Source organism: Mesorhizobium sp. M1399 (assembly GCF_040317735.1).
GTDB lineage: Bacteria > Pseudomonadota > Alphaproteobacteria > Rhizobiales > Rhizobiaceae > Mesorhizobium.
Map to the genome: position 1 here is coordinate 1 of NZ_JAMYKZ010000042.1, position 11,885 is coordinate 11,885.

The 11,885-nt window shown below is 58.0% G+C and carries 13 protein-coding genes and 1 pseudogene; 11 read left to right on the forward strand and 3 right to left on the reverse strand.

Annotated features, from left to right (window positions below):
* Positions 1-551, forward strand: a 551-nt coding sequence (locus NKH05_RS32275) for a LysR substrate-binding domain-containing protein (protein WP_353027040.1), incomplete at its 5' end; no start/stop codon positions are given.
* 1,392 nt (positions 552-1,943) lie between these two features.
* Here the strand turns inward: NKH05_RS32275 and NKH05_RS32285 are convergent.
* Positions 1,944-2,168 (reverse strand): hypothetical protein, encoded by a 225-nt coding sequence (locus tag NKH05_RS32285; protein WP_023722452.1) that lies wholly within the window; start codon positions 2,166-2,168, stop codon positions 1,944-1,946.
* A gap of 176 nt (positions 2,169-2,344) precedes the next feature.
* Positions 2,345-3,064, reverse strand: a complete 720-nt coding sequence (locus NKH05_RS32290) for a winged helix-turn-helix domain-containing protein (RefSeq protein ID WP_353017719.1) — start codon at positions 3,062-3,064, stop codon at positions 2,345-2,347.
* A gap of 573 nt (positions 3,065-3,637) precedes the next feature.
* Here NKH05_RS32290 and NKH05_RS32295 point away from each other — a divergent pair.
* The 10 genes and pseudogenes from NKH05_RS32295 to NKH05_RS32340 all read left to right on the forward strand — a co-directional run bounded on the left by NKH05_RS32295 (position 3,638) and on the right by NKH05_RS32340 (position 11,028).
* Positions 3,638-5,017, forward strand: a complete 1,380-nt coding sequence (locus NKH05_RS32295) for an alpha,alpha-trehalose-phosphate synthase (UDP-forming) (protein ID WP_353017717.1) — start codon at positions 3,638-3,640, stop codon at positions 5,015-5,017.
* Between the two features lie 235 nt (positions 5,018-5,252).
* Positions 5,253-6,185: a LysR family transcriptional regulator gene (locus NKH05_RS32300; RefSeq protein ID WP_353017731.1), complete on the forward strand. Its 933-nt coding sequence runs from the start codon at positions 5,253-5,255 to the stop codon at positions 6,183-6,185.
* Positions 6,186-6,475: 290 nt separating this feature from the next.
* On the forward strand, positions 6,476-7,171 hold the full coding sequence (locus NKH05_RS32305; protein WP_353017715.1) for a helix-turn-helix domain-containing protein: 696 nt from the start codon (positions 6,476-6,478) through the stop codon (positions 7,169-7,171).
* Between the two features lie 138 nt (positions 7,172-7,309).
* Entirely contained in the window at positions 7,310-8,185 is an 876-nt protein-coding gene (locus NKH05_RS32310) for an Evf family palmitoylated virulence factor (protein WP_352496684.1), read from the forward strand.
* A 175-nt stretch (positions 8,186-8,360) separates the two neighbouring features.
* Complete coding sequence (locus NKH05_RS32315) at positions 8,361-8,975, forward strand: glutamate acetyltransferase (protein ID WP_352706709.1); 615 nt, start codon at positions 8,361-8,363, stop codon at positions 8,973-8,975.
* A gap of 160 nt (positions 8,976-9,135) precedes the next feature.
* Complete coding sequence (locus NKH05_RS32320; protein ID WP_352706711.1) at positions 9,136-9,843, forward strand: DUF1906 domain-containing protein; 708 nt, start codon at positions 9,136-9,138, stop codon at positions 9,841-9,843.
* Between the two features lie 260 nt (positions 9,844-10,103).
* Entirely contained in the window at positions 10,104-10,256 is a 153-nt protein-coding gene (locus NKH05_RS32325) for a recombinase family protein (protein WP_353027042.1), read from the forward strand.
* 80 nt (positions 10,257-10,336) lie between these two features.
* Positions 10,337-10,456: a hypothetical protein gene (locus NKH05_RS32330; protein ID WP_353017710.1), complete on the forward strand. Its 120-nt coding sequence runs from the start codon at positions 10,337-10,339 to the stop codon at positions 10,454-10,456.
* A 22-nt stretch (positions 10,457-10,478) separates the two neighbouring features.
* Positions 10,479-10,682, forward strand: a pseudogene (locus NKH05_RS32335) (Sua5/YciO/YrdC/YwlC family protein); the annotation flags it as partial.
* Complete coding sequence (locus NKH05_RS32340; RefSeq protein WP_352706714.1) at positions 10,675-11,028, forward strand: hypothetical protein; 354 nt, start codon at positions 10,675-10,677, stop codon at positions 11,026-11,028. The pseudogene NKH05_RS32335 and the gene NKH05_RS32340, both read left to right, overlap by 8 nt.
* 281 nt (positions 11,029-11,309) lie before the next feature.
* Here NKH05_RS32340 and NKH05_RS32345 read toward each other — a convergent pair.
* A partial coding sequence (locus NKH05_RS32345) for a DMT family transporter (RefSeq protein WP_502913297.1) occupies positions 11,310-11,885 on the reverse strand: 576 nt, incomplete at its 5' end.

Here is an 11,885-nt window from a genome sequence, read left to right on the forward strand (position 1 = left end):
GCTGGGCCGGCCTTTATTCGGATTGCGTCGTCAACGATCTGATCCTGCCGATGTGCTCGCCTTCCTATCTTGCCGAACTGCGCGCGATCTCACCGGATCCGCGGGAGCAGCTTCGCCATGCGCGGTTGATCGACAGTGTGAAGGCCTATTTCCGGTGGGATTATTGGCTGCCGTGCAACGGTATCCAGGGCGCCCGCATGACGTATCCCTATCGTTTCGACCGTTCGTCAATGTCGGTTCAACTGGCGAAGGACGGTGCAGGTGTGGTCCTGGAAAGCACATCCATCGCATTCGAGGACCTGGTGTCGGGTTCTCTGGTTCCGGTCTCGATAGAGTTCGAGGTCATCGAGTTTCCAGGATACTGGCTGGTCTGTCCTTCGCGGCATATGAACCGGCGCGCGGTTCGCCTGTTTTCGGACTGGGTGTCACGCGTGGGTAAGCGCGACACCGATCTGGCTCGCCGGTTTCTGGCGGATAAGCAACTGCGCATATCGTTCGAACGACGGCCTCATTTCGGGGCACGGGATGACAAAGCGGCGCCAATGGCGTGAACAGTTCGGCGTTCAAGACATGGCAAGACGAACATTGACAGCACGTTGCGGTTGAGGAGCTGGCAAAACGCAGGCTGTGTGCAAGCGAAGGCGGGTTGGCCGCGCTTTTCCAGCGACCTTCCTCTTTTCCAACCCGACAACGACTGACTTACCTGTTTTCTGACGCAGCCGGAGACGGAGGCACTCAGTTCATACAGCTGTAAATTACCGGCGTCATCGTCCGTGCAACGCTACAGGGAATGCTCGACAGCATTGTAATGCCATTCCGCCGACGCGGCCATGGCTTCAATGAACGCGAGTTTGACGGTAGCGACTAAGCAACCGAACCGTGGCGCCAATGACCTTCTGAGCTTCCTCCCATTTCGGAAGATCTCGTTCCCCAACACGCGTGGCGATCGCGGCCAGTATCCAACCTACGCAGCTGATGTCTTCGGCAGCCTTCAGTTTCTCATGCTGCAGGATGCAAGCTTCAATGCCCGGTCGGGGCGGAGACCCGGGCGTAGTACGCTCAGCGATTAGCTGCAGACCGGCGTCGTAGGCGGCGCAAATTTTAATTCTATCGCCCCTTTCCGATTTCATCACCACATTCGCCCAAAGGGCCAACTCAGTTAAAAGATCGGTTACTTCATCTCTCATTAAAAACTGCCGCTGTTTTCTTCATGAAACGAAATTCCACGATCCAGATAGCGCGTGGCCCGGACAATGAGCGAGATATTTTCGGGGTTTGTTGTTATCGAGCGAACCACTCCTTCTAAGCTTGCCGAGAATGTTAGTCAAAACGCTCAGTTTGCTCGGCAGGATCGCCGTCTAGACACAGCGGGCAAACATACGCATGCGGTTTCGTTACCACCAAGACCACCGATGGCTTGTGGCAGCGATCACAGGCAAAATCCCGGTGTGCAGTAGGCCAAACGTCATTTTCTATCTTTAGAGCACGGAGCCCCATCGTTTGGCAGCCGTCATCTTGCTGCCAGCCGGCGGAGGGCGCGGGGCTGGCACAGTGGTCTCGGGTTTAATGCGGAGGTATGGGAAAGAGAGGCTCTCCCGGCTCACTGCGCCAGCAATGGTATCGGCACTCACAGGGGCGTCCCAGGTTGATTGGTGGCCCGTAGCGAGAAGACTCGATCGGGCGAGTTTGGCTGATTACTCGCATTCTGACCGCCGAATTCAAGAATAGTGTTGCCCTTGAGATAACTCTTCGCGCTTGAGTTGCACGTATGCAACAGTCACTACCGACCTGCGAGGAGCGGAAAATCCCGAAACCTTGTCGGCGCCGCGAGAGGCCCTTATTTGAAATCGCGTCTTGGCTTGCGACCTGGATGCCTCGCGCGAATATGCCGGTCTGATGGTACAGGCGAAGGCGACTGGTAAAGCGATCGGCAAGGCCGAAGGTTACGTCGCCGCCACAGCCGCTGCTCGCGAGTTCTTGTTCGTGGGCACGATCGGCATCGGGCGGGCCAGACCAAGATCGGCATGGCCAATCTCGCCTACAATCTCACCCGCCCGTATGGCACCAGGGGCGAACTGCGCCCGCATGACGACGAAGGCGGCGCAAACCGCCACCGCGATGCCAAAATCGGCAATCTCAACAACCAACTCCGAAGCGATCGCCGTCATCAGTCCACGCAGAAATCAGCGCGGCCCTACCGGTCCGCGAAACGCCGATAGTACGAGGTGCCCAGGTGGCTGGAGGCCATTCCTATGAAGGCAAAGCCTGACCCTATTCGTGATATTCTGAAGCGCCTGCAGTGGTGCTGGGTCACGTTCGCTTCCCGCGCGATCTTGGCCGTCCATCAACCACGGCGCGTCCTTAGTTCCTCAATATTCACGACACTGTCGAAAATATACCCCGCGCCCCGCTCGGTGCGGATGTACTGCGGGCGCGGCGACTTGCCCTGTCCCAGCTTACGGCGAAGGCGGACGATAAGAACATCGATGCTGCGGTAATAGACCTCCTGATCATAGACACGGGTCGCCATCAGAAGCTGCTCACGTGAAAGGACCCGACCTGGGTTCTTTAGAAAGGCCATCAGAAGGTTGAACTCGCCGGCGGTGAGCTTGACGTCAGGATCCGTTCCCCGGCGCAAGCTCCGACGCTTGGTGCTAACTCGCCAGTCATCGAAATGGTAGATGGTATTTCGGTCACGCTCCGGCCGCTGGCGCATAGCGGCGCGCACGCGGGCGCGGAACTCCGTAAGCCCGAAGGGCATAGTAATGTAGTCGCGAGCGCCGGTTTCGAGGCCAATCACCTTGTCGGCCTCATCTACGAAGTCACCGCTGATGATGATGATCGGAAGATCCCTCTTGGCACCAAAATCTCGAACGAACTGCAAACCGTCCTCTCGGCCGTAGCTCAGGTCGACAATTGCTAGATCAATCGCTTCAGAAGCCATATTGCTGGCGGCCTGCTGGCGGTTTTCGACCGCTCTGATGTTAAACCCATGCTTAGACAAGAAGCCCATAAGCGGTTCTCTCGTCAACGCGTCCTGACCGACAATGAGAATGTTCTTCATGGTCACTTCCTGTGGACTGCAGCTTGGGCTGCCGGGGGGCGGTAACAGTCAAATTAGTGACGCTCAGCAGGTGGGACAATCTTCCTCAGGCGTATTGCGGAATAGCGCAGACAAATAGGTCCTATGCGGGAGTTCCTGCTGCGCAACAGTGCCCCCAAAGCCTGCTAGTTTTTGATGGATTGTCCGTCCTCTGCGACCACTCGTTCGGCAGACCGGGTTTATCCCGCTGAGATTCGCATCACTCCGGTCCTCTGGCACCATCACTGGAGCGCTTTTGCACCCAAAATTCTCTCCCGGTGGCTCCAATTCAGTTCAGCTTTGTTTCAATTTAAATCGCTGAAAAGTTGACATTCGTATGGATTCGTCGAGATTTATTGATCAGACGCACAACTCGCCTTGATGTTAATTCCGCTGTCTATAGGAAACTTATGATGGTCAACCCGTTATATAATTCCAATCCCCTTTCTAGATCCATGCTATTCTTTCTTTTGAACCTGCATGTCTTATTGTGCAGATCGCTCAGGGGGCGGAGCTTTCATGAACGGCGGGATGTCCGAGAGCAGGAGAGTGGAGATGAGTAGACTGGTCGTGGTCTCAAACAGGGTTTCGCTGCCCGACGAGCATGGTTCCCCGCCGCCAGGCGGGATGGCGATTGCGCTGAGCGCTGCGCTCCAGCGAAGGCACGGCCTATGGATGGGCTGGTCGGGGAAGGTGAAAGCCGGGGAGGACCCGTCAGGGCCGATCTCACGCCGGGAGGCCGGCGGGATCAGTTATGCGCTTACCGATCTCTCGCAGACAGATTTGGACGACTATTACTACGGCTTTGCCAACCGGGTTCTTTGGCCGGTTTTCCACTGCCGAGTCGACCTCGCCGAGTATTCCGAAGCACGAATGTCCGGATATCAGCGCGTCAACCGACTGTTTGCAAGGCTGTTGCAGCCGCTCATCAGCGACGACGACGTCATATGGGTGCACGACTATCACCTGATCCCGCTTGCGAAAGAACTGCGGAACCTCGGCTGCGGCAATAAGATCGGCTTCTTCCTGCACATTCCGTGGCCGGCGGCGGACATCCTCTTCACCGTACCGCACTATGATGATTTGCTACGCGGGCTTTCGTGCTATGACCTCGTCGGCTTTCATACCGATGACGATCTTAGTAACTTCGCCGACTGCTTGCGCCGTCAGGGGTTACCGGACCCCATCACAAACGGTGTGTGCCAAGCCTATGGACGTGTGTTTCGCTGCGGCGTTTTTCCGATCGGCATCGACACGGCCGAGTTCGAACGACTGGCCGAGCAGGCGGCGCGCAGCGAGACTCTGCAGGAGCCCTCTCAGAGGATTCCCGGTTGTAAAGTCGCGATCGGCGTCGACCGCCTCGACTATTCGAAGGGCATCGAGAAGCGCATCGTCGCGTTTGACCGCTTCCTGCGGAGCAACGACCACCGCATCGGCAAGACGCAACTGCTGCAGATCACACCGAAATCCCGCACGGAAATACCGGCATATCTGGCGATGCAAAAGGACGTCGCCGAGCGGGTGGGGCGCGTTGATGGCGAACTCGGAACGATCGATTGGATGCCCGTTCACTACATCAACCGGTCCGTTGGACCCAGCGAGCTCGCCGGTCTATACCGCATGGCACGCGTCGGCCTGGTCACGCCGCTCCGCGACGGCATGAACCTTGTAGCTAAGGAATATGTCGCCGCACAGGACCCACAGAATCCAGGTGTTCTCGTGCTTTCGCGTTTTGCCGGCGCAGCCAGAGAGCTAGGCGGAGCGATCCTCGTCAATCCCTACGATCCGGAAGCGATGGCGAGGGCCATCGAAGAAGCCCTGGACATGCAGTTAGATGAGCGGATCGATCGTTGGCGTGCGATGATCGGCCGGCTCCGCGAATACAACGTCTATCGCTGGTGCGACGACTTTCTGTTAGGCCTGGATCAGCGCTGAGCTTTGCCGCGTTCCTGGGCCTAGCTTCGCCAGCATTAGGCTGACCGCGACCAAGTGAATCAGGCAGCATTTCGGCCTCGCTGAGCGATGCCGAATGTGCTGACGCTTAGCGCGAGCACACCGCTTACTAAGACAAGAGGAGAAGGCCGTGGATGAGCTCGCTTGCAGTCGCGAAACTTCAAAAAAGCGGGCGCAGCCGTTTGTCGCGGAACCTCGCACCACACGGCAGCGGCAAATGCTGGCGTCGATCGACCTGAACTTGCTGTTTGCTCTCGAAGCGCTGCTGGAACACCGCAACGTCACGCATGCGGCTCGACACGTGGGCTTGAGCCAGCCCTCGATGAGCCGAGCGTTGAGGAGGCTGCGTGGCATTTTCAACGACGATCTTTTGGTTCGCGGCTCCATGGGCCTGGTTCCGACCCCGCAGGCCCAATGCTTGAGCCGAATGCTGCCGCCGGTGCTGGATGCGATCCGCGGGATAGTGAACGGCAGTCTTGCCCAAGCCAATTGGCGATCGAAGGCGATAATGGCGATGCCCGATCATCAAGGACTGGTCCTGCTGCCGCGGCTCCTGCCCCGGCTGCGCCAGCACGCGCCTCATCTGGACGTCGTCATCGATCCGCTTCTCTCCGGCGCGATGCGGCGGCTTGAGCTAGGCGAGATCGATTTGGCTATAGGGCAGATTAGCGCCTCGCCGCCCGGATACTTGAGGCGCAGCCTCTACTCCGACCGGTTTGCCTGCCTGCTGCGCCACGACCATCCAGCCCTGGCGCGGGAATGGACAATCGAGAGCTTCGCGGCCTTGCGCCACGCAGCCATTGCCTTGGACTCCAAAGACGGCTTCGGCCGGGTGCATGACGAACTGGTCAAGTTAGATCTCCAGGGTCGCGATCCGGTGTTGGTTTCCAACATCTTGACGGCCGCGTTGGCGATCGCGGCGACCGATCTGCTGTTGATTGTACCACGCCGCGTCGCGACCAGGATCGCCGCCTTGCTGCCGCTAGCGATTATGGATCCGCCTGTGCAATTGACACCCTATGAAGTCGCGCTGATTTGGCACGAGCGTTCCCATCGCGACCCGGAGCATCGTTGGCTGCGCCACGAGATCGCCGTCGCCGCGGCGGCGGGAACAGAGCAAAATATCCCAGCTGGGAAGGCAAATGACTGATGAGTCGCCTAGGCAAGAAACGTGATCCGAATCCGGGGCTATCGTCAGGATATGACGGAAAAAGTTTATTGCCCTGCTCGCCCGTTGGGAGGGGAAGCTGGCTCTGCTGTGCCAGCGCATTGAAACCGTGCCTGTTTCGACAATTTGAAGCGAGGCAACAGGGCCAGACGAGAAGGTATCATACGCCCAGCCATCTATATACAGGCCAAAAACCGCCTCTCTTCGACCGCCACTCGGCCGCGCCAAGCCTTCCACAGGCCAGCTTCCCATGGTGTCTGTGAGGTGCCTGCATGCTGGCAGCATATCTTGGCTCGGACCCCGAAGCATGCAAGTCCTTGGCACTAATCGCGAGTTCTCTGAGGCAGATCGATATCCTTGATCACCGTTTATTGCGGGCAGGGCGCTCCGCGCAGATCGTCATCGTCGATTGTCGCGAACCGATTCACGACAAGCAGGGGCGTGCGAAGCTCTCGCCCGAACCTGTCAAACTGGCTCTGGTTCTGGAAGAGAACCTGGATCGACAAGCGGTCTTCTCCAACGGGTATTCCGATTACCTGTTGTGGCCGCTCACCGAGCAGGAAGTTCTGCGCAGACTTACCGCCTGCATCGTTCAGTTCGCGCAGCGTTCTACCCCGCCTTTCTTCTCAGCCGATCCGATCGTTCAGAATTCATGCAGTCTGCTGGCGCAGCGGGTCGATCAGCAGATCACCCGCGTCGAATTGGCGCGAATGGTAGGGACCAACAGGACAACGCTCACCACCCGTTTCGAGACATCGTTTGGCTGCGGGCCAATGACTTGGCTACGGCGCTACCGGATGACGGAGGCTGCTGACCGGTTGCGTAACGGGCGTGAAAGCATCGCCAAGGTCGCCGAATCCTTCAGCTACGAGAACAGCAACAACTTCTCCACAGCCTTCAAGGCGTTTCATGGCCTCTCGCCACTGCGCTATCGCAAAATGATACGGCGCAGAGAAAAGCCTGTCTAACGCAAAGGTGGGGGCCGGAGCGAATTGGTATAAGGCGACGCGGGCACGCAAAGATCATCTCATCTCCGAGGCGTTTCCGCGCTTTGGGCACCTTAAGCTCTCGACCAACGCTCATGTCTCACAGCAGGAGGATAAAGCATGTCGAACGCATTTTCAGTGAATGTTCAAGAGCATGAACAGCGCTATTCCAAAGAACACTATGAGGCGGCGTCCGCATTTTTCTACGCCAAGCCCCTTGTTTTGGCCCAGTTAGATGCTGCGCCCCCCAGTGACGACACGATCGCCAACGCTCAAGGGACAGTGCAGTTTCACCTCATCGGCCAAAAAACCGAAGATCCGACGTACAGCGGCACCCTCAATGAGAACCAGGACAATCTACTGGCAATAGGAGGAATTATTAACGACTACATGCATACCCATTATGCGAACATCGATGCACAGAAGCTTGATATCAACACATGGACCGATGTTGTTGGCAACATTCCAGATCTCTCTATGGGCAGGCAAAAACTGAAGAGTTTTTCAAAAAAGGTGGCCGGGACGTCGGTCTCAGCTACTTTCCTCTCGCTGATTGCCAAGGCGATCATTACCGACGGGGCATCGTTGCTGCTGGATTTCCAGTCCTTCCTTACAGAAATGGGGAATCTCACCTTCAGTGCAAACGGCAAGGCGCAGCGATACAAGGCGCTGACATGCACCTACCAGAGCTACCTTCTCGATAATGGGGCAGGCGGATATTACGACTACGGAGCAATCGTTCTGCGGCAGATCGAGTTCAAAGAGCACTTCCTCGAGCTGAAATCCTCTTGTTCGTCGACCCACTACGTCCGCGTCGACATGGACTATGCCGAGGTCACCAATCTCGTTCAGACCCGTCGGATCCGCAAAGGCGGCCCCGATCACGAAAACTTCCAGGAGCTTGTGAATAAGAACTCCACCGACCAGTTCAAGAAGGCCAAGAACTTTTTCAACGGTGGCTCGACGCCGCAACAAGACATCAAGCCGCAGGTCTGATCGTCAGGCCTTTGATCGCGAAAGCAGCGCACCCAACCAATAGCGTGGATTTGGACGAACGTCGCCCGCATCATGGATGCGATAGAGCGGTCCGGTAAGCCCTTGCGAACTACCGATGCTCTGTCGCGCCCCCGGTGCCGGCGAACTCCGGTCCCGCTTCCATAGGGAAGCAGACATGAACCCATTCGCAAAAACAGCTGCGGGCCTTTTCCTGGTGATCGGCCCGCAGAGCAGCCAACCGCTCGAGGCGGAGAGGATTTGCTCTGCCATGGTCCAGAAACTATTCGAAGACCAAACCCGGACTCTGGATTCTCGAGCATGGCAGAATGCCGCGCAAATGGTACCGAACCAGGTAGAAACCGCCACGACTTCAAGAACGCTAAACCGCACGATGGACGTGGCGGAATTGCCCAGTGCCTTTGCGTCAATTTGCGCGAATGCCGCCGACGGCAATGAAGCTGGCGTCGGTCTGGCAAAGGCAATCCGTAGCTATCTGAGCAAACACGGCGAACCGACGGCGTTCAATTGCCTCGTCCTAGATCAATCCGACTCCGCGGAAGTCCGTCTATCTTTAACCTGCCTTGCCGTGGTCGAACTTGGAAGCGCTGACAGTCTCGCCATCACCTCGATATTGCTCTCCGCATCGCTGAACCTGTCAAACGAGCAAACGCAATCCACTATCGCGCAGGTTTTCGGCCGTTTCAGCTCGCCGAGCGACTCACCGTACTACCTGCGCTTGTTCTCCAGCCGGCGGTCCCATAGTCAGAGACGTAGCGACATTCTGCAATAGACCCAAGGGCAAACAGAGGAATAGCTGATTGCGTCTGCGCCGCGTTGGTGGCTGCGGGAAATGACATCAAAAGGCTGCGCGAAGAAATAGCGTGGGAGGGCGAGGTGACCGTATAAACTGCGCATTTTCCATACAATTTCGGCCTTCGGGGAGACGGACTATGCACGATATTATCGACGTCCCGCAGAACGTCGGCGATTTTGCTGTGTGCTTGGCAGAATCTGGCGTCAATACAGTAATCCGGTACTACAACCATCGGAATAGTACACCATTTCCCTCAAAATGTCTGACAGGGGAGGAACTCGCCGCCCTTCATGGTGCTGGAATATCGGTAGCTGTGGCCTTCGAGCAGCGGGGTGGCGCGGGCGGCAATATCAGAGACTTGCATGGTGCGGCTGGAGAGCGAGACTCCGGTCGTGCGCTTGATCTGGCCGCCGCGTTGGGACAGCCCGAAGGCTCCGGAATCTATTTTGCAGTCGATTGGGACTACCACACACCACAGCATCTTGCACGAATAGCACCCTACTTCAGGAGTGTGCGGAATGCGTTGGCTGGCCGTTATCTCGTTGGCGTTTACGGATCGGGCACGGTCGGACACCACATGAAGCGCCAGGGGCTGGTGGACCATATATGGCTCTCTGGCTCGTTGGGATGGTCCGGAACGAGACAAGCGCTCAAGCAGGGGGATTGGTCGCTTTTCCAAAAGTTTATGGAAAAGCGTTCCGAGATCGGGGGCTTCGGATACGATGGAAATGTCCTCAATCCGGCCCTTGAAAACTTTGGTCAATTTGGGCCGGCAGGTACTCTCCCCTCTCGCGACGCGAAGGAACGTCTGCGTTGTTCAAAGTTGCTGCGCGAGGAGCGCTAAATCTTCGCTCCCGGCCGGGCAAGAGCTTTCGCATGGTCGATTCCTCCCGAACGGTACAAGGCACGCCCACGCCTTGTCACGCTGCACCGGAAGCTTCTCCCCCTGCGTCTTCGTCATCGATATCCCGGCATCGTTCATCCCTTCACAAACCGCTTGCCTTACGGCGCCATAATGGAAAGAGGATTATGAAAGGCTCCGCACCTGTATTCTCGTGGACACCCTCGGCCTTCCATAAACGACCGTTTGCGAAAGGAACCAGAGTGCTGATCGGCTACGCCCGCGTGAGCAGAGGCGACGACCAGTCGAACACGGCGCAGGCCAGGGCGCTCGCCGATGCCGGGTGCAAGCGTATCCTCAAGGAGGAGGCCTCCGGCGGTCGCTGGGAGCGGCCGGAATTGCACCGGGATGCTTGATCATTTGAGGGAGAGCGACACTGTTCGTCGTCTGGAAGCTCGACCGTCTGTCTCGCTCACTCAAGGACGTTCTCACGATCATGGAGCGGATCGAAGCCACCAGCGCCGGTTTCCGCTCGCTGACAGAAGCGATCGACACGACGACAAGCCGGCCAGTGCCGGAACCGAGCGGCGCCGATCGTGCTGGTGAAGCGCCGTGACAGCTGCGGCGTTGCGGCGGGCGTGGCGCCGCAGCACGAGCGGCTCGGTTTCATGCTGCCCTACACGCCGTTGCATCATCTCTTGCTGCGGGCGCTGGACGGTCCGGTGGTGATGACCTCCGGCAATCGCTCGGGCGAGCCGCAATGCACGGACAATGACGAGGCGCGGCAGGAGCTTGCCGGGATCGCCGACTTCTGGCTGATGCACGACTGCGAGATTGTCAACCGGCTCGACGACAGCGTGGTGCGATTCGACGGGCACGGCATTTCGGTGTTGCGGCGCGCGCGGCTTCGCGCCGGAGCCGCTGGCGCTGCCGGCGGGCTTCGATGCCCCGGTCAGGGCGCTGGCTGCGGGCGGCGATCTAAAGGCCGCGTTCTGCCTGGCGGGCGACGGCAACGCGCTGCTGTCGCAGCATCTCGGCGACCTCGACGAGCTGAAGAACCAGAACGCGTGGAGGCAGGCGTTGGGGCTGTATCGAGGCCTGTTCGACACGAAGCCGGACCTCATTGTGGCCGACCGGAATCCGGGCTACCGTTCGACCCAGCTGATGTTACTCTGCCGGCGATGGTGATGAGGGTTTCGGCCAGGTGCTAAACATCATTGGCCGCTTCCTGCGCAGTCGTCGAACGTACGCGGGGCCAAACGTCTTCCCCCCACGGGTCTTTCCAAATCGTCACGCTCAACCTGTCTCAAGGGAGATCGTTGTCATCTCCTGATGCCGAATGTCTCAATTTCCCAAGTTTGGCAAAATTGAATCGCAGACTTTTGCAGCGTGCGAAGGTCAAGCAGTTTTGCGACAGTAGCAAAGAGCCCGAAGCCATCATCCGGACTCGGTGCTCCAATATATCGCCGCTAACGCCGGATGACGATAATCCCGGCCAGTGCGATGAGAATGATACCGAGCATGGAAGCCGCATCCAGACGTTCCGAGAACAGCACGACGCCCCATAGCACTGCGAAGGCTAGATATGAAAAGTCCCAAGTCGAGATGATCGAGGATGGTCCCAACTGGTAGGCGATGGCCGTGCCGACGCTGCCGATCAGCATCGTCATGCTCAAAAGCCCGATCAGCGCGCATTGGGTCCAGCCCATTGGAATCCACGCGCCCATGAACAGGCTTTGTCCACCCTCGCTCCCTGCCATCACGGTCGCCAAGCTAGCGCTGCCCCCGAGAACGATCGCTATCAGGTTGAAGATCAGCGCCAAAACGAAGGGGTTTTCGCCACGGCTCTTGGTGCGCGTCAGCACCATCGCCAGAGCGTAGAGAATTGCAGAAACCAGCGGCATCACGGCATGGATGCCAAGGTCGCCGGCCTGCGGCTTCTGCATGAGCAGCACACCGACGAAGCCGAGGGCGACTCCGATCCAACCTTGCACCCCGACAGGTTCCTTGATCCAGAAGGCCGCGAAAAGAGTAATGAACAGCGG